Origin of the sequence: Pseudoalteromonas sp. Hal040 (assembly GCF_037162425.1) — a bacterium.
GTDB classification, from domain to species: domain Bacteria; phylum Pseudomonadota; class Gammaproteobacteria; order Enterobacterales; family Alteromonadaceae; genus Pseudoalteromonas; species Pseudoalteromonas gelatinilytica.
This window is the reverse complement of record NZ_JARLUU010000001.1, coordinates 2,725,878-2,746,329: the sequence shown is the minus strand read 5'-3', so window position 1 is coordinate 2,746,329 and position 20,452 is coordinate 2,725,878. Positions and strand designations below refer to the sequence as shown.

Here is a 20,452-nt window from a genome sequence, read left to right as displayed (position 1 = left end):
CTTAATTAAGCGAATTGGTATTAATAAGTATAGATCATAATGGAGTGAGTGATAGTAAAGCTTACTGCAACAAAAAAGCCCCTAAGTAGGGGCTTTTTGAGTATCAGCTAATTAGCCAATTTTTTTGTATTTAATACGCTTAGGTTGTGCCGCTTCTGCGCCTAAGGTTTTCTTCAGCCACTCTTCGTATTCTGTGTAGTTACCATCGAAGAAGTTAATTTGGCCTTCGTCACGGTAATCAAGAATATGTGTAGCAATACGGTCAAGGAACCAACGGTCATGCGAGATACACATTACACAGCCAGGGAACTCTAAAATAGCGTTCTCAAGTGCACGTAGTGTTTCAACGTCTAGGTCATTGGTTGGCTCATCCAGTAGTAATACGTTACCACCTGCTTTTAATAGCTTAGCTAGGTGTAAACGGTTGCGCTCACCACCTGATAAGTCTTTAACGAATTTTTGTTGGTCGTTACCTTTGAAGTTAAAGCGGCCAACATAGGCACGGCTTGGGAATTCAAAGTTACCAATTTTCAATACGTCTTGACCGTTAGAGATTTCTTGGAAAACCGTGTTGCTCTCATCCATGTCGCCACGGAACTGATCAACCGTTGCAAGTTCAACGGTTTCACCAACAATGATCTCACCGCTATCTGGCGTTTCTTCACCACTTAGCATTTTGAATAGTGTCGATTTACCCGCACCATTGGCACCGATAATACCTACGATAGCGCCTTTCGGCATTGCAAAGTTTAGGTCATCGATTAATACGCGATCGCCAAAGCTCTTCTTCAGGCCTTTCACTTCGATAACTTGGTCACCTAAGCGTGGACCCGGTGGAATGAATAGTTCATTCGTTTCGTTACGCTTTTGGTAATCGTTTTGCTGTAGCTCAGAGAACTGTGCCATACGTGCTTTAGACTTAGCTTGACGGCCTTTCGGATTTGAACGAACCCATTCAAGTTCTTGTGCGATTGATTTTTGACGTGCTTTTTCAGATTTCTGTTCTTGTTGTAAACGTAAATCTTTTTGCTCAAGCCACGATGAGTAGTTACCTTCCCAAGGAATACCTTCACCACGGTCAAGTTCTAAAATCCAACCAGCTACGTTATCTAAGAAGTAACGGTCGTGGGTTACAGCAACCACGGTACCTTCGTAGTCGTGTAAGAAGCGCTCTAACCAAGCAACTGACTCAGCGTCTAAGTGGTTGGTCGGTTCGTCAAGAATAAGCATATCTGGTTTTTCAAGTAGTAAACGACAGATCGCAACACGGCGACGCTCACCACCCGAAAGGTGTTCAATTTTTGCATCCCAAGGTGGTAGGCGTAATGCATCAGCTGCACGCTCTAACACGTTGTCGATATTGTGACCATCGTGTGCTTGGATGATAGCTTCAAGTTCGCCTTGCTCTTTCGCAAGTGCATCGAAGTCAGCACCGTCCATTGCATACTCGTTGTATACTTCATCAAGACGATTTAGAGCATTTTTAACTTCGCTTACCGCTTCTTCTACTGTTTCGCGAACTGTTTTGTTCTCGTCTAGCTGCGGTTCTTGCGGTAAGTAACCGATTTTAGTGCCTGGTTGAGGGCGAGCTTCACCTTCAAAGTCTTGGTCAACACCGGCCATAATGCGCAGTAACGTCGATTTACCTGCACCGTTTAGACCTAGCACACCAATTTTTGCGCCTGGGAAAAAGTGTAAAGAAATATCTTTTAAGATAGTGCGCTTAGGTGGCACAACCTTAGATACTCGACTCATCGAGAATATAAACTTGTCTGGTAACACCATGAAAGAAGCCTTCAATTTATAATAAAAATTAACAGCAAGTATTGTATACCCAAACTACCTCAAAATACAGAATTCAGCGTTTATGATAGGCTTAATATCAAGGTGTTATTTACTCAAAGAGTCATACATTTTAATTAATGACCACTCAGAAATATCACTTCATTTGGACATCTAAACATCTAGAGGTTGAAATTTCTAACTATCCGTTCATAATTAGCAGTCAGATAAGTATGCTCGGAGCCAGCTATGCCCATTACAGTAAAAGATGAATTGCCAGCCATTGCAAAATTACGCCAAGAAAACGTGTTTGTAATGCCAAAAAGTCGCGCGAAAACGCAAGAGATACGCCCAATGCGTTTGGCCATCTTAAACTTAATGCCAAACAAGGTTGAAACCGAAGTACAGTTTATTCGCTTGTTAGCTAATTCACCGCTACAAGTTAATGTTGAGCTGTTGCGCTTAGATACTCACCGCACCAGTAGTCACTCTGAGCAGCACATGGATACGTTTTATCGCTATTTTTCAGAAGTGAAAGATAATAACTACGATGCCATGATTATCACTGGGGCGCCGCTTGCTCATTTAGAGTATGACGAAGTTGCTTACTGGGACGAGCTAAAAGTTATTTTAGATTGGGCTGAGCAACATGTTACGTCTACGCTGTTTTCGTGTTGGGCGGCCCATGCGGGTCTATATCATCACTATGGCCTTAAGCGCGAACTTAAACCAAATAAATTAAGCGGCGTATTTACCCATAAAAGTTATTTTGACCATGCAGCACTCACTCGTGGTTTTGATGATACCTTTTTAGTGCCACACTCTCGCTATGGTCATATTGACATCGACAAGATCACTGCCTGCGATGATTTGGTGGTGTTAGCTGGTTCTGAGCGAGTAGGTGCCTACTTAATTAAAAATAAATCAGGCAGCCAAGTGTATATTACTGGCCATCCAGAGTACGATGCACATACCCTTAAAGGGGAGTATTTGCGTGACCAAGAAAAATCAGCGGATGCACCTAAGCCAGAAAATTACTTCCCAGACGATAACCCAGACAACGAACCGTCGAAGACCTGGCAAAGCCATGCCTTTTTATTGTTTTCGAATTGGTTAAACTATTATGTGTACCAAACTACACCGTATGATATTAACTTAGTTAGCCAAGATGTAAGGACTAACAACTATGCCGAGTAATGCAGTGAATAAACGCGAACAATTAACCGAGGCGCTAAAACAGCGAATTTTAATCCTCGATGGCGCGATGGGCACCATGATCCAAGAACATAAATTAGAAGAACAGGATTATCGCGGTGAGCGCTTTAAAGACTGGCATGTACTTATTAAAGGCAATAACGATTTATTAAGCCTGACTCAGCCAAAAATCATTGCGGATATTCACCGTGCCTATTTAGAGGCGGGGGCTGATATCATCGAAACGAATACCTTTAATGCCACGACTATTTCGATGGAAGATTACGATATGGCGAGCCTTAGCCGCGAAATCAACCTCGAATCAGCGAAACTTGCACGCGACGTGTGTGATGAGTTTGAAGCAAACGATCCTAGCAAACCGCGTTATGTAGCCGGTGTACTTGGACCAACATCAAAAACCTGCTCTATCTCTCCAGATGTAAACGACCCGGGTTACCGTAATATCAACTTCGATAAGCTGGTGGCTGCGTATGTTGAGTCGACACTGGCACTAATGGAAGGTGGTGCTGACCTTATTTTAATAGAAACCATCTTTGATACCCTTAATGCTAAAGCGGCTTCGTTTGCCGTAGAAGAAGCATTCGAGCAAGCTGGTCGTAGTTTACCTGTGATGATCTCAGGCACCATTACCGATGCCTCAGGCCGTACTTTATCAGGACAAACCACAGAAGCATTTTATAACTCAATTCGCCATATTAAACCGTTATCAATCGGCCTTAACTGTGCCCTTGGCCCTGATTTACTGCGTCAATATGTCGAAGAGTTATCACGTGTTTGCGAAACCTTTACCTCGGTGCATCCCAATGCCGGTTTACCGAATGAGTTTGGTGAATATGATTTAGAAGCCCCTGAAATGGCAAAAGAAATTATTGATTGGGGCAAGTCTGGATTTATCAATATTGTAGGTGGTTGTTGCGGCACCACACCGGCTCATATTAAGGCGTTTGCAAAAGGCCTTAAGGGTGTTAAACCTCGCCAATTACCTGAGCTTGAAGTGCGGATGCGCTTATCGGGCCTTGAAGCGTGTAACTTAAACTAGGAAACCGACATGACTGACCAAATTGCTGTATTTACTAACGTCGGTGAGCGTACCAATGTAACTGGTTCGGCTATGTTTAAGCGCTTAATCATGGAAGAAGATTACGAGACCGCTCTTAACGTTGCCCGTGAACAGGTAGAAAATGGCGCGCAAGTGATTGATATTAATATGGATGAAGCCATGTTGGACTCAAAAGCGGCGATGGTAAAGTTTTTAAACTTAATTGCCTCAGAGCCAGATATCTCAAAAGTACCGATCATGGTCGACTCATCGAAATGGGACGTGATTGAAGCAGGCTTAAAGTGTATTCAAGGCAAAGCCATTGTTAACTCAATTTCACTTAAAGAAGGTGAAGAGCCGTTCATCCGCCAAGCTAAGCTAATTAAACGTTTTGGTGCTGCTGCGGTTGTAATGGCGTTTGATGAAACAGGGCAAGCTGAAACCGCTGATCGTAAGTTTGAGATTTGTCAGCGTAGCTACAAAATTCTTGTTGAAGATATTGGTTTTCCGCCTGAAGACATTATTTTTGACCCGAACATTTTTGCTGTTGCAACGGGCATTGAAGAGCACGATAACTATGCGGTTGAGTTTATCGAAGGTACGCGTCGAATTAAGCAAGGCTTACCGCACTGTAAAGTGTCGGGTGGTGTATCGAATGTGTCGTTCTCGTTCCGTGGTAATAACCCTGTACGCGAAGCTATTCACTCTGTGTTTTTATACCACGCGATTAAAGCGGGTATGGACATGGGCATTGTAAATGCGGGTCAATTAGCGGTTTATGATGATATTCCTTTAGAGCTGCGTAAAGCCGTGGAAGATGTGATCCTCAATACCGACCCAGGTGCTGGTGAGCGACTAGTTGAACTTGCACCCAAATACTCAGGTATGGCGCAAGCGGAAAAAGTTGAAGATTTAGAATGGCGTACTTGGCCTGTTGAAAAGCGTCTTGAACATGCGCTAGTAAAAGGCATTACCGAATACATCGATGAAGATACCGAAGAGTGCCGCAAGGGCAAAGCTAAGCCTATCGAAGTGATCGAAGGCCCGCTTATGGACGGCATGAACGTCGTTGGTGACCTATTCGGCGCGGGTAAAATGTTCTTACCACAGGTTGTTAAGTCAGCTCGTGTAATGAAGCGCGCCGTTGCCTATCTTGACCCTTTCATTGAAGCTGAAAAAGAAGAGGGCGCAACCAACGGTAAAGTGGTTATGGCAACCGTTAAGGGCGACGTACACGACATTGGTAAGAATATCGTAGGCGTGGTACTGCAATGTAATAACTACGAGGTTATTGACCTTGGTGTGATGGTGCCGGCAGAGAAAATCTTGCAAACCGCCATTGACGAGAAAGCCGATATTATTGGTTTATCAGGACTGATTACCCCATCCCTTGATGAAATGGTGCATGTTGCTAAAGAAATGACCCGTCGTGGTTTTGAATTACCGCTACTGATTGGTGGTGCAACAACCTCTAAAGCGCATACCGCGGTTAAAATTGAGCCTCAGTATGATAAAGGTGTGGTTTACGTCAATAACGCCAGCCGCGCTGTAGGTGTGGTGTCTAATTTATTGTCGAAAGAGTTAAAACCGGCATTTTTAGAGAAAACCAAAACTGAGTATGTAAAAGTACGTGAACAACAAGCACGTAAAAAGCCGCGCTCAAAACCCGTTACTTTACAGCGTGCTCGCGACAATGCAGTAAAATTGGATTGGGACAACTACACACCACCTGTGCCGAAAAAGCTAGGTGTGACTGAATTTAAAGATGTTTCGATTGCGACGTTAAGACAGTACATCGACTGGACACCTTATTTCATGACGTGGTCAATCGCTGGTAAGTATCCACGTATTCTTGAAGATGAAATTGTGGGTGAACAGGCTAAAAGCTTATTCGCTGATGCCAACGCAATGCTTGATGAGCTTGAGCGATCAGGTGCGCTACAACCTCTAGGTATCATTGGTTTATTCCCTGCAAACCGAGTAGGGGATGATATTGAGATTTACACCGATGAGTCGCGTACAACGCTTTTAACTACATCGTGTCATTTACGTCAGCAAACTGAAAAAACCGAGTTTGCTAACTACTGTTTAGCTGATTATATAGCGCCTAAAGGCACCCCAGATTACTTTGGTGCGTTTGCGGTTACCGGTGGTCTTGAAGAAGATGACCTGGCCGATGCCTTTGATGCTAAGCAAGATGATTATAATAAGATCATGGTTAAAGCCGTTGCAGACCGTTTGGCTGAGGCATTTGCAGAGTACTTACATGAGCAAGTGCGTAAAGAGTATTGGGGCTATGCGGTAGATGAAAATCTATCGAACGATGAACTCATTCGTGAAAACTACCAAGGTATTCGCCCAGCGCCAGGTTATCCGGCTTGTCCTGAACATACAGAGAAGAAGAAAATCTGGCAGTTACTTGATACCGAACAGCGTATCGGCATGAAGCTAACAAGTTCATACGCAATGTGGCCGGGTGCGGCGGTTTCTGGTTGGTATTTCTCTCACCCTGAAGCTAAGTACTACGCAGTGGCGCAAATCCAACAAGATCAGGTTGAAGATTACGCTAAGCGTACCAACATGACTCTTGCAGAAGCTGAGCGATGGTTGTCGCCTAATTTGGGCTATGAACCAGAATAATAACCTTTAGTTATTAGCTTTTGTTTAAATTAAAAACGAGCCTCAAATGGCTCGTTTTTTTATGATCATTTTTTATCATACTTTTTTCTTTTTAATTGTTTTAATACTGGCAAATTCCTTCTAATTTAAATATTTGTGTTAAAGTTATACCAATTCGCTTAATAAAGTGGTCTATTTTGAGGCAATAAAACCTCGTTGATAACAAGGCAAAAATTTCGTTATTTAGTTGTTCTAAAGCAGAAATTTTTAACGCAGGTAGCGACAGGTTTAATCCCTCAAAATGATTAAGTATTATTGCGGATTGGTATTGTTGAGATTGATCAAGAAATCTAAGGTGAAATTGTGATTGATACAGTGAATGCAAGCGACAAAGATAAAGCACGATTTTTACGTGTTTTTGCATTTATTGGTTCGATCACTTCGTTTTTAATGGCGATCACCAGCTATCAAGATGGTTACCATGCCCTTAGCTATTTATTGATTATTGGCGGCTTTGTGTTTGCCTCACCTTTCGTTATTAAAAATCGTGACGAAACCATAGCAGTACTTATGTTGTACGCTCTCTATTCGATGATGTGTTTTTTAATTGTCTCTGGGGGCAGCAATGGCACAGGGCCGTTATGGCTGTTTATCGTATCCCCCGTGACGTTTTTTATTCGTGGTTTAAAGCGCGGAGCGTTCGATCTTATCTTGCTTGCCAGTATTATCTCGGTGCTTTTCTATTTTACCGAACAATTTGGCTATTACAGATATCCGAGTCACTATTTTCCTACACGTGTCATGCTGTGTTTCTCGATTTTATGTATTTTGGGTGGCTTCTACGAATATTATCGCAACAAATACAGTTTGCAGTTAATGGAGCAACTTAAACTTAATCAAAAGCTTGCTCGTACTGACGCGATGACTGAACTCGCTAACCGTCGCTATGCAACAGAATGCTTGCAAGATAAGCGCTTTGGCGAAGGGGCAGTGTTCTTGCTGATGGATGTTGATAACTTTAAACAAATCAACGATACCTACGGTCATCAAGTGGGCGATGAGGTGCTGATATTTTTTGCTGATGTATTTAAGAACGTGTGCACTGAAGAAGATGTTATTTCCCGTTGGGGCGGCGAAGAGTTTTTAATAGTGATCCCAACAGGACATGAGCTTAGAGCCAGAAAAGTCGCTGAAAAAATTCATAAGAAGCTTGCTGAAAAGCCATTTACGAGCGGCCAGCATCGTTTTCATGTCACCTTAAGTATTGGCTTGTACGTGCGCGTTACTGATGAGAGCATGGATCATTGTTTGAACATTGCCGATAAACGGCTTTACCGCGCTAAATCGCAAGGTAAAAATCAAACGGTTGCTGAAATCGATTTAGCAAAGCATGAGCCAGCTTGATAAATAAAGCCGCAATTAGCGGCTTTATTGATTGCACAAATTAATGGCTTTTTTCAAAGTCGCTGACTTCACGCTCAGCTTCTTCCTTCGATTTACCGTATTTTTGCTGAAGTTTACCAACCAGCTCTTTACGGCTACCTTCAATTTTATCTAAATCATCATCGGTAAGGTCACCCCATTTACGTTGTGCTTTACCTTTTAGCTCTTTCCAGTTACCTTCTAAACGATCGCTGTTCATCATAATCTCCTTACTCTATTAAACATTCAACTTAATAAGAGCAATCGCTGTACCAATTTGGTGAAAATTATTAACTAATTGATTTATAGTTATTTTATGCTTTTGCACATAATGAGTGGAATTTAAAAGTTTGCAATTACTACGTAGTTTTTAGAATCAGCCTGTAATATTTTCTGTTGGGCTAGTTTTTAGATACTTAGTGGCTATTAGATGTATAGCGATTGATTATCCGCGTGTATTCTTCAGTTGATTTTAGTTTACTTAAACTCTCATTAAACAGGTTTCGTAAAGCTTCGTCTCGGAATAAAAAGCCATTGGGGCTTTTACCAAACAAAGCAAATCGTTGCACCGGTTCGGATACATCAATCTGCCCATGCTTTTTAATTAATGCTCGGTAGTAGTCAAAAATCTTACCGTCCATTTGGATCACTTCATAGCGCTCTCGGTATAAAAGCTGCACTTGGGTTGATTGGTCGTATGTTTCAGCGTATTTGGGATTTTCTTTTGCCATTGCTTGATACTCTGGCGAAAGTCGCGCTTTTGCACCTTGCCATGATAGAACACTAACGTGTTTTAATTGTGCAATAGAACTAAGCTGCAGGTTTTGTTTGGTCAGGCTAAACGCAAAGTTCTCATAGTTGTAAGCAATATCAGAAAAGTAACCGCTCATTTGATGGGTGTTGATAACTTTTTCATTTATATCAGACACAACATCAACCAATTTTTCATTATATAAATGAATCCGTCTTGCATAAGGGACGTAGACGAATTGTATTTGATAACCGTGAACACCGAGTGTCGCACGAAGTAAATCAGGAATTATGCCTGTGTTGTCTTCAGCCATCACCCAAGGGGGAGTGTATTGCCAAGCGCAACCGTAATCTTTTGCTGACTAAATGCTTTCTGAAACGGAAAAACTAAAAGTAGCAAGGTGATTAAAATACGAAAGTAAATCCTGAACAAGTTTACTCCTTATTCTGATTTTAGTTTGGTCGTTTAATCAAGAATAAGTCTAAACTGGCAAAATGCAATGTTTTCACTTCTAAAGCCCGAGATAGAAAATAAGCCTATAGCCATCGCAATTTTTAGTTTTTTGATACAATGCGCGAAAAGAAAGTAAGAGATACCTAACGTGCTGCCAGTTCAAGATATTTATCAATCCCTGTTAACCACATTACAGAGTAACCCAATGGCCTTATTGCAAGCGCCACCGGGAGCGGGTAAATCGACATGGCTGCCTCTTACCTTAATGCGCGAAGGGCACTTTAAACGCATTGTTATGTTAGAGCCAAGACGACTGGCCGCACGCAATATTGCCCAGTATTTGGCAAGTCAGCAGAATGAAAAAGTCGGTGACAGTGTCGGCTTACGCATTCGTGGCGAATCAAAAGTAAGCTCTGCAACTAGGCTCGAAATTGTCACTGAAGGCATGCTGACGCGTATGTTGCAAAATGACCCAGAGCTTAGTGATGTAGACTTACTTATTTTTGATGAATTTCATGAGCGCTCAATTGCCGCAGATACGGCTTTGGCATTTGCCCTCGAAACACAGGCGGCACTTCGCGATGATTTAAAAATCTTGCTGATGTCGGCAACCTTAGACGGCGATCGTTACAGTGAGTTTTTCAGCTGTCCGATTATTTCATCACAAGGACGAAGCTACCCCATTGATGAAGTGTATATTCCACTTAAAGACGAAAGCCGCTGGCTCGATGACATACCTGTAGTTATAAAACAGGCGCTTAGTGAGCAAACGGGCAGTGCTTTAGTATTTTTACCAGGGCAGCGTGAAATCATGTGCGTTCAGCAGTCTTTAAATGATTTAGGTGACAGCGTCGAAGTATTTAGCTTGTATGGTGAGCAAAATAAAAACGAGCAACAAGCTGCTATTGCGCCAGCTAAAAATGGCAAACGCAAAGTGGTGTTAACCACCAATGTGGCTGAAACCAGTTTGACCATTGAAGGAATACGCATTGTGGTTGATAGCGGCAAACGCCGTGCCGCTAATTTTAATTTAAAAACGGGTGTTACAGAGCTCGTTACGCAAAGTATTTCTCGTTCTTCAGCCATACAGCGCGCTGGTCGTGCTGGGCGAATTGAGCCGGGGGTTGTGTATCGATTAGGCTCTAAACAAACTTTTGAGCGCCGTAACAGCCATGATGCGCCAGAAATTCTGACCAGTGATATTAGTCAGTTGTTATTAGAGGCAAAGCAGTGGGGGGCGTCACTTGCTGAGCTTAGCTTACTCGACCCACCTAGTAGCCAGCAGATTAAACAGGCAACGGCACTTTTAAAAATGCTCGAAGCCATTGATGAAAATGAAAAGCTGACACCCCTTGGCAGTCAAATGCTGAGCTATGGAGCCGATATTCGTCTTTCACACATGCTCATTAAGGCAAAGCAACTAGAGCAGCGCATGCCTGGTATTTATGTATTAGCGGGGTATTTAACTGCACTGCTTGAAAGCCGCATTAGTATGCCAGCGGATCTTAATTTGGCATTACATAGTCAGCACAGCAAACCGCACCCAGTATTTAAGCAGCAATTAACTTATTGGCTATCGCGTTTGCAACTCAAGCCGGTTAATGAGCTTAAAACAGAGTACTTGTCGCTGCTGGTGGCACTTGCCTTTCCTGACCGCCTAGCCAAAAAGCGCGGTAATGGTTATTTACTTGCCAATGGTGCAGGCGCCGATTTAAGTGAAGAGTTTTGGCATAACGATGACTATGTTGCCATTGCGCATATGGGCGGCCATAAGGGAAACCGTGTTTTTGCCGCTGTTGCCTTTTTGCCAAGTGAGCTTGAAGATGAGCTTTCGCATTTATTTACTGAGCAAACTCGTCGCGAATACGATGAAAAAGCAGGGCGTTTTATCCATCAAGATGAGCTCAAGCTCGGTGCCATCACCATAGCGAGTCAGCCAAGTAAACAGCCCCTAGATAAGAGCGAACGCACTAAAGCGTGGTTAAACTTATTTAGTAAGCAGGGCTTTTCGCTATTTAATGATCAGCCCGACAGTGAGCAGTTACTTATTCGGATGATCTTGGCAAGTAAGCTGTTACCAGAGTCATTCCCGCGGTTAAATCATGATGAATTAATTACCGATAGCCAATGGCTTGCGCCTTATTTAGATGATATTAAAAACCTTGAGCAATTAAAAAAGTTCAATTACAGCGAAGCGATTAAAAGCTGTTTTGATTGGCAGCAGCAAAGTTTATTGAATGAACTCCTCCCCTTACGATTAACGGTGCCAAGTGGTTCAAATGTAAAATTGGCTTATCAGCTCGATGGTCCTGCGAAGCTAAGTGTGCGCATGCAAGAAGTGTATGGCATGACCAGCACGCCTTTGCTGGCCCAAGGTAAACTGCCATTATTAATGGAGCTATTATCACCAGCGAGGCGACCGCTGCAGTTAACTCAAGACTTAGCTAACTTTTGGCAAACAAGTTACCGCGATGTGCAAAAAGAAATGAAAGGGCGTTACCCAAAACATTTTTGGCCAGACAACCCTGCCACCAGCCAAGCGACTAATAAAGTAAAAAGTAAGATGTGACTTTAATGAAGCTGAGTGCTTAGCTCAGCTTCATCACCTGTCTTAGATCTGCATGCTTCATAAACCGTTACAATTTCAAGCCTGGTTTTGGTTTCTCTTTTGTTGGTTGTTTAGTAGTCTGAATTAGTCATTAGTAAAAAAGAGAAAGCCGGTGTCAGCAGCTATTACCCTTGCTCAATACGTTAAAAAACGCACAGGTGTGCCCCTTGGGCATAAAGATTCGTTGCGCAATATGCTGACACGTTCTCTAGGTGCTTGCTCATTTTATTTATTTTGGCGATATTGGAATCCGGTGTGGAGCTATTATTTATCTCGGTATGTGATGAAGCCTTGCAATGACATTATGCCGGTTTGGTGTGCGGTTGTTGTTACTTTTGCTGTCAGTGGTGCGCTGCACGATTTAGCAGTGAGTTTAGTGAAGTTAAAGCCACTATTCTTTTTTACTCCTTGGTTTACAGTGATGGGCGCTTTGGTATTAGTAAGCAAGTACAGCCAAATACATTTTAGCTCTGCTCCTTGGTGGTTAAGAGCGCTCGCCAACATCAGCTTTATTGTATTGAGCTATTGGTTGACGAGCCACCTTTTTTAGTGCGTTATTGCGTTGCTAAAGGGTAGTCAGTGTAGCCTTTTGCACCGCCTCCAAATAGGGTATCTGGATCATGCTGAGCCAGTTCAATGCCTTGTTCAATTCGTGCTGGCAAATCTGGGTTGGCAACAAACGGGCGACCAAAACCAATTAAATCAGCCCAGCCTGCGGCCAGTGCTTGCTCTGCTTTCTCGCCAGTATACTTGCCTGCATAAATCATTAATCCAGCATAGTTTTCACGTAGCGCTTGCTTAAAGCTTTGCTCCATTAAAGGCGCATCATCCCAATCAGCTTCGGCAATGTGCAGATAAGCAACGTTAAGATCATTGAGTACTTTTGCTGCGCCAATATAGGTTTCGAACGGGTTAACATCGACCGTCCCATTGAGTGTTGTGAGTGGAGCAAGGCGTACGCCAACACGCTCAGCGCCAATTTCATCACATACCGCTTGTGTCACTTGTTGTAAAAAGCGTAAGCGGTTTTCTATACTGCCGCCGTATTCATCGGTGCGTTGGTTCGACTCTGAATCAATAAATTGATTAATTAAGTAACCATTAGCAGCGTGGAGTTCAATGCCATCAAACCCTGCATCTACAGCATTACGGGCAGCTTGACGGTATTCGTTTATAACCTGTTTGATGTCGTCATGACTCATTGTGCGTGGCTGTGCTGTGGCAACAAAGTCGGGTTTTTCATCTTCATCAATAAAAACTTTAACGTCTTTAGCTGCAATAGCTGACGGCGCAATTGGTTGCTCGCCACCTGTGTTACTTGGGTGAGATACGCGGCCAACATGCCAAAGCTGAGCGAACATAATGCCACCAGCTTGATGAACTTTGTCGGTTACTTTCTTCCAACCGGCAATTTGCTCGGCAGTATAAATACCCGGTGTCCAAGCATAGCCCTTCCCGAGGGCTGATATTTGTGTACCTTCGCTGATAATTAAGCCGGCGCTGGCACGCTGTGCATAGTAGTCGGCCATTAACTCATTGGCGATATCACCCGGTTGTGATGAGCGAGAGCGGGTCATCGGGGGCATGACAATGCGGTTTTTTAATGTATGACCGGCAAGTTGTACGGTATCGAATAATTTGTTCATTACGGCTCCTTGAAAGCGAATATGCTTTCAGCATAACGAAAATTATTTATGAAATTAATGCCAGTAATCACAAAACACTTTTGTTAAAAATGCAAAAAACTAGAGCGTTAACCTGGGTGCTATAAAGTCTAAAAACGCTAATACTCGTGATGACACACCGCTGTTTTGATAATACACCGCATGCACTTTTTCGCGGCGATTAGGGCTCAGTACCTCGCCTTCGAGCACTTTAACTAAACGGCCTGCTTTTAAATCTTCGTTGATCATAAATTCCGACAACAAGGTAATGCCATGGCCCTGTATACAAAGCTGGCGCACAGTTTCACCACTTGATGCACTGATTGAAAATTTAAGGTCTAAAGGCGTGGTTAGCGGCCAGTGATTTAAATGCGGCGCATCGGTAAAACCAATAAGCTGGTGCGAGGCTAAGTCGGTTAGCTCGTTTAATGGCGGTGCTGCTTTTAAATAATCAGGGCTGGCAACGAGCTGTAGTTTGCTAACTCCCAAAGTGCGCGCATGCAAGTTTGAGTCAGCAAGCTCGCCAATACGAATAGCAATATCGGTTTTATGCTCAAGCAAATCGATAATGTTGTCGTGGCTGGTGATCTCGAGTTTTATGTCAGGATAAGCTTGGTTAAAGGCTTTTAAATGTGGCGCTAATTGGTGAAACACAAAGGGGCTTGCGGCATCGACTCTTAATTTTCCTGATGGGGCGCAGTGCAGAAGCTTTAAGGCCTCTTCGCCTTGTGCAAGCTGACTCAGTGCTTCTCTAGCATAACCTAAAAATAACTGACCTTCTTCGGTTAGCTCAATGCGTCTTGTGGTGCGGTTGAATAAGGTAACGTTTAAGGATTTTTCAAGCCGAGTTACCGCCCGTGATATTTTTGCAACTTGCTCATCGAGAGCATTGGCTGCATTTGAGAACCCGCCGGTATCAACCACGCTAATAAATGCTTCTAAATCTTGGGTGTTGGAGATCACGCTCATGGTTTTACCTTTTCATTTTTGACAAAAGTATTTTGTCACTACTGCTATTTTTTGCAAATTTAATTTTAGCCACAATAGCCGCACTTTTAAAATTAAACAGAGGATATGTGATGCCAATAGCATTACTAGCGTTAACTCTCAGTGCGTTTGCCATAGGCACTACTGAGTTTGTGATTGTCGGCTTAGTACCAACTATCGCTGATGATTTAGCGGTTTCGTTACCGAGTGCCGGGCTACTTGTTAGCTTGTACGCATTAGGTGTAGCGGTGGGGGCGCCAGTATTAACTGCGCTTACCGGACGCTGGAATCGAAAATATGTATTACTTAGCTTAATGAGCCTATTTGTAATTGGTAATTTATTAGCTTGGCAAGCACCTAGTTATGGCGGCTTGATCACTGCAAGGATTTTAACAGGCCTTGCCCATGGGGTGTTTTTCTCAATAGGTTCAACCATCGCTACTGGGCTTGTCAGTAAAGATAAAGAAGCCAGTGCTATTGCGATTATGTTTACAGGTTTAACGGTTGCATTAGTAACCGGTGTGCCATTAGGAACTTGGATTGGTCAGCACTTTGGTTGGCGAGCAACCTTTTTAGTGGTGTCTTTACTGGGCTTAATTGCACTGATTGGTAGCGCGTTTTTAATTCCGAGCAACTTAAAGCAAAGTAAACCTGCGACTTTGAGTGAGCAGCTAAAAGTAATGGTGCAACCTAGGCTTTTACTGGTGTACTTGATGACCATACTTGGTTATGGCGGCACATTTACTGCCTTTACCTATTTAGCCCCTATTTTAGAGCAGCAAACTGGTTTTGCATCAGCCACCATTAGTTTAATTATGCTGGTATATGGGGTATCGGTTGCTGTTGGTAATATTTACGGCGGTAAATTAGCCGATAAAAAAGGCCCCATTAGTGCGCTGACTATTATCTTTAGTGCTTTAAGTATTGTGCTCTTGTTGCTGACCTTTACCATGCAATCTAAAGTCGTCGCGGTACTGACCATACTTGTATGGGGGGCATTTGCGTTTGGTAATGTGCCTGGGCTGCAAGTTTATGTGGTTAAACTTGCCGAAAAGTTCACACCCAATGCCGTCGATGTGGCCTCAGGGTTGAACATTGCAGCGTTTAATATCGGGATTGCGCTAGGTTCAGTGTTAGGTGGTGTTGTCGTTGAAAACTACTCATTGCAAGACACTGCTTGGATTGGCGCTATCATCAGTTTAGCTGCGTTAATTGCAACACGATACAGCGGCTATTTAGATAAACGCGAAGCTCCAAAGCCACAAACAGCTTAAAACTAAATTGTTGATAGTTCGATGCTTTGTCGTTATTTTAGGTGCGTAGTTTGATTATTAGTCAATAACTAAAACCACAAGGAATAACGATGAAGCACCTTTATTTTCTAGCTATTTGCCTGTTAAGCACATTTAGCAGCCAAGCAAAGCAAGTTAACCCAGAGCTCACAGCATTAGCACAGCAATACTTTAATACCATGGTTGCAACACAAGCACCCAATGCCACCAACAAAGAGTTAGAAGCCTTTTTAGCTTTATTAACTGACGATGTAGCAAACCAACATTTACCTTATCAAACAGATGATTCAAGGGAGCCAGATGGCAAAGCGATGATGCGTAAAGGCATGACCTTTTACCTTGGGGCACACACTGAATACCAAGCAAACTTACTCGATACCTTTATTTTTAATGATTCTGCCATTGCTTTACGTTATACCCATCATGCTAAAGGTATACACCCACAAAACCAGCAAGAAATTGAATACACGCAAACCATTATGGATGTGCTCGAAATAGAAGATGGCAATATAGCGGTTATTCGTAAATACCACGAATGAGCTTTGCTTAACTTTTTGCCTAACATGAGCGCTTTTATAAGCGCTTTTTTATTAAAAATACGCCTGCAATAAATATTCTCTTTTTTCCGCATTTCAGCCTAAATTCATACTTTTTAGGCTTTATTTTGAATAAATTTAAAACTTTTTTATATTTCGGATAATAAACCTAAGAACAGTGAGTTAGCTTAACTTAGGAGTGTAGCTTTGCGGCTGTTTACAATTTGTCAACCTTGAATTGCCATGCTCATTACCTTAATCTTTATTTTAATTGAACGTTCAATCAATAAAAAATTATGCCGAAAGTTGGAATGGAACCTGTTCGTCGTCAGCAGTTAATTGACGCCACAATAGAGTCGGTTGCAGAGCTTGGTTTGCAAGGCACCACCATAAATAGCATTAGTAAAAAGGCAGGCTTATCGTCTGGCATTATCAGCCATTATTTTGGTGGTAAGCAGGGCTTAATTGAAGCCACTGTGCGTTATTTATTGACCAGCTTAAAGCAAGCACTTTTGAATCAAGTAACGCCGCAGACCAGCCCAGAGCAACGATTAATGTTTATCGTTGAAGCAAACTTTTCGCGTATTCAGCAGCAAAGCAACAACACCAAAACTTGGTTGAGCTTTTGGGCGCATTCAATGCACGACGCCCAGTTGCATCGCTTACAAAACGTAAATAGTAAACGTTTATTTAGTAACTTATTAAGCTCATTCAAACAGTTAATGAGCGATAGCGATGCCAATTTAGCTGCTGAGCTAAGTGCAGCCATGATCGATGGTTTATGGCTAAGAGCCGTATTAAGTAAGTCAGACCAAGATCAATTCGAAAATTGTGAGCGATTAGCCAAAGACTATATTCGTTCACTGATAAAACAGTATGGAGCCTAAAATGACCACACCTGTTTACGAAAATTTTATTAATGGCCATTTTTTAAAGAATCAAACTGGCGATACCTTTGCAGTTAAGAATCCTGCAACGGATGAAGTGATTTATCACGTTGAAATCGCTGATGAGTTTATTCAAAACGCGGCAATCGAAAGCGCAAAACAAGGGTTTGCAGCATGGTCTGCAATGACGCCAATTGAGCGTAGCCGTATTTTATTAAAAGCCGTGGCAATCTTACGCGAACGTAACGATGAACTGGCAAAAGTAGAAGTACTTGATACGGGTAAGCCTTGGCAAGAAGCCGAGTGTGTTGATGTTGAAACTGGCGCCGATGTTATCGAATATTTTGCTGGTCTTGCTCCTGCGCAAGTTGGTCAGCAACAAATGGTTGGCAATGATTTTTACTACACACGTAAAGAGCCTTTAGGTATCTGTGCTGGTATTGGCGCATGGAACTACCCACTACAAATTGCGTGTTGGAAATCTGGCCCAGCACTGGCTGCGGGTAATGCGGTTATTTTCAAACCTTCTGAAGAAACACCGCTTGGTGCAATTAAACTTGCAGAGATTTTCATCGAAGCGGGTGTACCTGCTGGCGTATTCAACGTTGTGCAAGGCGCTGCTGAAGTAGGGCAATGGTTAACAGCAAACCCAAATATTGAAAAAGTGTCGTTCACTGGTGAAGTGGGCACAGGCAAAAAAGTAATGGCAAGCGCTGCAGGCTCACTTAAAGATGTGACCATGGAGCTTGGCGGTAAGTCACCGTTATTAGTATTTGATGATGCCGATGTATCACAAGCTGTTAGTGCGGCAATGCTAGGTAATTTTTATACGCAAGGCGAAATCTGCACTAACTGTACGCGCATTTATGTGCATAAAAATGTTTATCAGCAGTTTATTGATGAGCTGAAAACACGCACTGAGCAAAATATTATTGCTGGCGACCCAATGGATCCTGAGGTGAATTTAGGGGCGCTTATCTCTAAAAAACACCAAGAGCTTGTGCTTGGTTATATCGATAAAGGTATTCAAGAAGGCGCAACCTTATTAACTGGTGGTAAGGCACTGTCACCTGCATCTGCGCCAAACGGCTACTTTGTGGAACCGACCGTTTTTATCGACTGTAAAGACGACATGACCATAGTTAAAGAAGAGATCTTTGGCCCGGTAATGAGCGTGTTGGTGTTTGATGATGAAGATGACGTTATTCAGCGTGCAAACGATACCCACCTAGGCTTAGCCGCAGGCGTGTTCACTAAAGATATTCAGCGTGCACACCGCGTGATCCACCAATTACAAGCCGGTATTTGTTGGATAAACAGCTATGGTAATTCACCTGCAGAAATGCCTGTAGGTGGTTATAAGCAATCAGGTATCGGCCGTGAAAACGGCATCGAAACCTTAGATCACTATACCCAAACTAAATCGATTTATGTGGGTATGAGCAATATAGAGAGTCCATTTTAATGAGTACACAGAACTATGATTACATCATAGTCGGTGCTGGCTCAGCAGGCTGCGTGTTGGCAAACCGACTATCTGCAGACCCTTCTAATAAGGTGTTATTACTTGAAACGGGTGGTAGCGATAAAAGCATTTTTATAAAGATGCCTACCGCGCTATCAATCCCGATGAATACCGACAAATATGCATGGCAATTTCATACCGAGCCAGAGCCATATTTAGATAACCGTCAAATGCACTGCCCACGAGGTAAGGTGTTAGGTGGCTCATCATCGATTAACGGCATGGTTTATGTACGTGGTCATGCCAAAGATTTTGATGAGTGGCAGCAACACGGTGCTAATGGTTGGGATTACCAAGCTTGCTTACCGTATTTTAAACGTGCTGAATCCTTCTACTTAGGTGGTAATAGTTACCGTGGCGAAAATGGCCCATTAGGGGTTAATAACGGTAATGAAATGGCTAACCCGCTTTATAAAGCCTTTATCAAAGCGGGTCAACAAGCAGGTTATGCGCACACTGATGACTACAATGCTGCCCAGCAAGAAGGCTTTGGGCCAATGCATATGACGGTTAAAGATGGCGTAAGAAGCTCTGCCAGTCGTGAGTATTTAGACCCTGTTAAGTCACGTAAAAACTTAACGCTGGTCACCGGTGCTTTAGCTGAAAAAGTTTTGCTAGAAGGTAAAAAAGTCGTTGGTGTAGAGTTTTCAGTATCTGGCTCTAAGCAGCAAGCATTTGCAGCAAAAGACGTTGTTTTAAGTGCGGGCCCAATTGGTTCACCGCATATTCTGCAATTATCAGGAATTGGTGATAAAGATATCCTGAGCGAAGCGGGTGTTGAGGTTAAACATCACTTACCAGGTGTTGGCCAAAACTTACAAGATCACTTGGAATTTTACTTCCAATATAAGTGTAAGCAACCAATTACTTTAAACGGCAAATTAGGCCTTGTTTCAAAAGGGCTAATTGGTGCTCGTTGGCTATTAAACCGCTCAGGTTTAGGGGCGACGAACCATTTTGAATCATGTGCATTTATTCGCTCAAAACCGGGCGTTGAGTGGCCAGATATTCAGTATCACTTTTTACCAGCTGCAATTCGTTATGACGGTAAAAGTGCCTTTGATGGTCATGGCTTCCAAGTTCATGTTGGGCATAACAAACCAAAAAGCCGTGGTGCAGTAACGATTAAGTCGGCGGATCCAAAGGTGGCACCTAAGATCCAATTTAACTACTTACAGCATCAAGATGACATTGAAGGCTTTAGAGCTTGCGTACGTCTAACTCGTGAGATTATTGAGCAAAGTGCGTTTGATGAGTATCGCGATGGTGAAATTCAACCTGGTAAAGATGTTCAAAGCGATGAAGAAATCGATGCTTTTGTTCGTCAAGCGGTTGAGAGTGCTTACCATCCGTCTTGTTCATGCAAAATGGGTGAAGACGAGATGGCCGTGGTTAACTCGCAAACTCAAGTACACGGTATCGAAGGTTTACGGGTTGTAGATTCATCTATCTTCCCAACCGTTCCAAACGGTAATTTAAATGCGCCTACCATTATGGTGGCAGAAAAAGCGGCAGACCACATTTTAGGTAAGCCTGTGTTATCGGCATCAACTGCAGATGTTGCCACGGAAAAACAATGGCAATCAACGCGACGTAGTTCGGAGATCTAATAAGGCCACCCGCAGTTTCGGCTGTGGGGCTTGCAGTGGCGCGCATCACGAGTTGTTTGTGA

General features: G+C 42.9%; 16 protein-coding genes. 11 read left to right on the top strand and 5 right to left on the bottom strand.

Annotated features, from left to right (window positions below; genetic code table 11):
- Positions 1 to 111: 111 nt before the first annotated feature.
- Positions 112 to 1,785 carry an energy-dependent translational throttle protein EttA gene (ettA, locus tag P4S60_RS12750; RefSeq protein ID WP_105175297.1) on the bottom strand — a complete coding sequence of 558 codons (1,674 nt, stop codon included), beginning with the start codon at positions 1,783 to 1,785 and terminating at the stop codon, positions 112 to 114.
- Positions 1,786 to 2,031: 246 nt separating this feature from the next.
- Here ettA and P4S60_RS12745 point away from each other — a divergent pair, with 246 nt between their 5' ends.
- From P4S60_RS12745 to P4S60_RS12730, 4 genes are all read left to right on the top strand, one after another.
- Positions 2,032 to 2,979, top strand: a complete 948-nt coding sequence (locus P4S60_RS12745) for a homoserine O-succinyltransferase (protein WP_063706332.1) — start codon at positions 2,032 to 2,034, stop codon at positions 2,977 to 2,979.
- Entirely contained in the window at positions 2,969 to 4,036 is a 1,068-nt protein-coding gene (locus P4S60_RS12740) for a homocysteine S-methyltransferase family protein (RefSeq protein WP_337116176.1), read from the top strand. The genes P4S60_RS12745 and P4S60_RS12740 overlap by 11 nt, the downstream gene beginning before the upstream one ends.
- Before the next feature lie 9 nt (positions 4,037 to 4,045).
- Positions 4,046 to 6,676, top strand: coding sequence for a methionine synthase (gene metH, locus P4S60_RS12735; protein ID WP_337116175.1), 2,631 nt, complete (start codon positions 4,046 to 4,048; stop codon positions 6,674 to 6,676).
- A 342-nt stretch (positions 6,677 to 7,018) separates the two neighbouring features.
- Complete coding sequence (locus P4S60_RS12730; RefSeq protein ID WP_337116174.1) at positions 7,019 to 8,059, top strand: GGDEF domain-containing protein; 1,041 nt, start codon at positions 7,019 to 7,021, stop codon at positions 8,057 to 8,059.
- A 40-nt stretch (positions 8,060 to 8,099) separates the two neighbouring features.
- Here the strand turns inward: P4S60_RS12730 and P4S60_RS12725 are convergent, their stop codons facing one another.
- Positions 8,100 to 8,297 (bottom strand): CsbD family protein, encoded by a 198-nt coding sequence (locus P4S60_RS12725; protein WP_054562286.1) that lies wholly within the window; start codon positions 8,295 to 8,297, stop codon positions 8,100 to 8,102.
- Between the two features lie 196 nt (positions 8,298 to 8,493).
- Positions 8,494 to 9,141 (bottom strand): substrate-binding periplasmic protein, encoded by a 648-nt coding sequence (locus tag P4S60_RS12720; RefSeq protein ID WP_337116173.1) that lies wholly within the window; start codon positions 9,139 to 9,141, stop codon positions 8,494 to 8,496.
- A gap of 288 nt (positions 9,142 to 9,429) precedes the next feature.
- Here P4S60_RS12720 and hrpB point away from each other — a divergent pair, with 288 nt between their 5' ends.
- Together hrpB and P4S60_RS12710 are read left to right on the top strand one after the other, a co-directional pair.
- Positions 9,430 to 11,850 carry an ATP-dependent helicase HrpB gene (gene hrpB / locus P4S60_RS12715; RefSeq protein ID WP_337116172.1) on the top strand — a complete coding sequence of 807 codons (2,421 nt, stop codon included), beginning with the start codon at positions 9,430 to 9,432 and terminating at the stop codon, positions 11,848 to 11,850.
- Between the two features lie 151 nt (positions 11,851 to 12,001).
- Positions 12,002 to 12,439, top strand: coding sequence for an acyltransferase (locus P4S60_RS12710; protein WP_337116171.1), 438 nt, complete (start codon positions 12,002 to 12,004; stop codon positions 12,437 to 12,439).
- 4 nt (positions 12,440 to 12,443) lie between these two features.
- Here the strand turns inward: P4S60_RS12710 and P4S60_RS12705 are convergent, their stop codons facing one another.
- Positions 12,444 to 13,535, bottom strand: coding sequence for an alkene reductase (locus P4S60_RS12705; RefSeq protein ID WP_337116170.1), 1,092 nt, complete (start codon positions 13,533 to 13,535; stop codon positions 12,444 to 12,446).
- Between the two features lie 99 nt (positions 13,536 to 13,634).
- On the bottom strand, positions 13,635 to 14,522 hold the full coding sequence (locus tag P4S60_RS12700; RefSeq protein ID WP_337116169.1) for a LysR substrate-binding domain-containing protein: 888 nt from the start codon (positions 14,520 to 14,522) through the stop codon (positions 13,635 to 13,637).
- 110 nt (positions 14,523 to 14,632) lie between these two features.
- Here P4S60_RS12700 and P4S60_RS12695 point away from each other — a divergent pair, with 110 nt between their 5' ends.
- From P4S60_RS12695 to betA, 5 genes are all read left to right on the top strand, one after another.
- Complete coding sequence (locus tag P4S60_RS12695) at positions 14,633 to 15,814, top strand: MFS transporter (RefSeq protein ID WP_337116168.1); 1,182 nt, start codon at positions 14,633 to 14,635, stop codon at positions 15,812 to 15,814.
- Positions 15,815 to 15,903: 89 nt separating this feature from the next.
- Entirely contained in the window at positions 15,904 to 16,371 is a 468-nt protein-coding gene (locus tag P4S60_RS12690) for a nuclear transport factor 2 family protein (protein WP_337116167.1), read from the top strand.
- A gap of 293 nt (positions 16,372 to 16,664) precedes the next feature.
- Positions 16,665 to 17,255, top strand: coding sequence for a transcriptional regulator BetI (betI, locus tag P4S60_RS12685; RefSeq protein WP_055020667.1), 591 nt, complete (start codon positions 16,665 to 16,667; stop codon positions 17,253 to 17,255).
- 1 nt (position 17,256) lies between these two features.
- Complete coding sequence (gene betB / locus P4S60_RS12680) at positions 17,257 to 18,720, top strand: betaine-aldehyde dehydrogenase (RefSeq protein WP_337116166.1); 1,464 nt, start codon at positions 17,257 to 17,259, stop codon at positions 18,718 to 18,720.
- The gene (betA, locus tag P4S60_RS12675; protein ID WP_337116165.1) at positions 18,720 to 20,390 is read left to right on the top strand and encodes a choline dehydrogenase; all 1,671 of its coding nucleotides are present in this window, start codon (positions 18,720 to 18,722) and stop codon (positions 20,388 to 20,390) included. Before betB ends, betA begins: the two co-directional genes overlap by 1 nt.
- The last annotated feature ends 62 nt before the right edge of the window (positions 20,391 to 20,452 follow it).

Bases quoted from the DNA above. Each gene is read 5' to 3' on its own strand.
- P4S60_RS12720 (WP_337116173.1), bottom strand. From the start codon at position 9,141: ATGGCTGAAGACAACACAGGCATAATTCCTGATTTACTTCGTGCGACA.
- P4S60_RS12695 (WP_337116168.1), top strand. From the start codon at position 14,633: ATGCCAATAGCATTACTAGCGTTAACTCTCAGTGCGTTTGCCATAGGC.
- P4S60_RS12725 (WP_054562286.1), bottom strand. From the start codon at position 8,297: ATGAACAGCGATCGTTTAGAAGGTAACTGGAAAGAGCTAAAAGGTAAA.
- P4S60_RS12700 (WP_337116169.1), bottom strand. From the start codon at position 14,522: ATGAGCGTGATCTCCAACACCCAAGATTTAGAAGCATTTATTAGCGTG.
- P4S60_RS12740 (WP_337116176.1), top strand. From the start codon at position 2,969: ATGCCGAGTAATGCAGTGAATAAACGCGAACAATTAACCGAGGCGCTA.
- P4S60_RS12690 (WP_337116167.1), top strand. From the start codon at position 15,904: ATGAAGCACCTTTATTTTCTAGCTATTTGCCTGTTAAGCACATTTAGC.
- betB (WP_337116166.1), top strand. From the start codon at position 17,257: ATGACCACACCTGTTTACGAAAATTTTATTAATGGCCATTTTTTAAAG.
- betA (WP_337116165.1), top strand. From the start codon at position 18,720: ATGAGTACACAGAACTATGATTACATCATAGTCGGTGCTGGCTCAGCA.
- P4S60_RS12705 (WP_337116170.1), bottom strand. From the start codon at position 13,535: ATGAACAAATTATTCGATACCGTACAACTTGCCGGTCATACATTAAAA.
- P4S60_RS12745 (WP_063706332.1), top strand. From the start codon at position 2,032: ATGCCCATTACAGTAAAAGATGAATTGCCAGCCATTGCAAAATTACGC.
- ettA (WP_105175297.1), bottom strand. From the start codon at position 1,785: ATGGTGTTACCAGACAAGTTTATATTCTCGATGAGTCGAGTATCTAAG.
- betI (WP_055020667.1), top strand. From the start codon at position 16,665: ATGCCGAAAGTTGGAATGGAACCTGTTCGTCGTCAGCAGTTAATTGAC.
- metH (WP_337116175.1), top strand. From the start codon at position 4,046: ATGACTGACCAAATTGCTGTATTTACTAACGTCGGTGAGCGTACCAAT.